At 70.0% G+C, this 434-nt stretch carries 2 protein-coding genes; one reads left to right on the forward strand and one right to left on the reverse strand.

The annotated features are described in order from the left end of the window. On the reverse strand, positions 1 to 139 hold a 139-nt coding region (locus DVK03_RS20495), incomplete at its 3' end, for a hypothetical protein (protein WP_199717522.1). A 149-nt stretch (positions 140 to 288) separates the two neighbouring features. Between DVK03_RS20495 and DVK03_RS19595 the strand changes: the two genes are divergently transcribed. After that, positions 289 to 434: ArsR family transcriptional regulator (locus DVK03_RS19595; RefSeq protein WP_121593859.1), on the forward strand; the 146-nt coding region annotated here is incomplete at its 3' end.

The following is a 434-nucleotide window of genomic DNA, read 5'->3' on the forward strand; positions in this document are numbered from 1 at the left end:
GCCCGTGGACGACGAGGCGGCCGTCCGCCCCGCGCTCCGTCGCCGCGTCGAACGTCGGCGTGTCGGCCGCCTTCACGGCGTCGCGGCGGTCGTGGTCGCCGAGCCCCCAGCCGTCGAGGATGACGAGTGCCGTCTCCATACTCCCGCGTGCCGCCCGCGGGGTAACTACCCTTCGGTGGGCGGCGTCTCGCCGCGCTCCCGGCGGGGCCGCTCCCTCGGTCGATCCGCGCCCCAAACGGCCGTCACCGGAAGCCAACCTTTTATCCGCTCGACGCTAACCACACGTTAATGGACTCCGCGGTACTGCTCGATCTCCTCGGTAACGAGAACCGCCGGCGCATCCTCCGGCTTCTCGCCACCAAGCCCTGCTACGTCACGGAGATCTCGGAGTACCTGGACGTGAGCCCGAAGGCCGTGATCGACCACCTGCGGAA

The sequence above is a fragment of the Haloferax sp. Atlit-109R genome (assembly GCF_003665865.1).
Taxonomy (GTDB): domain Archaea; phylum Halobacteriota; class Halobacteria; order Halobacteriales; family Haloferacaceae; genus Haloferax; species Haloferax volcanii.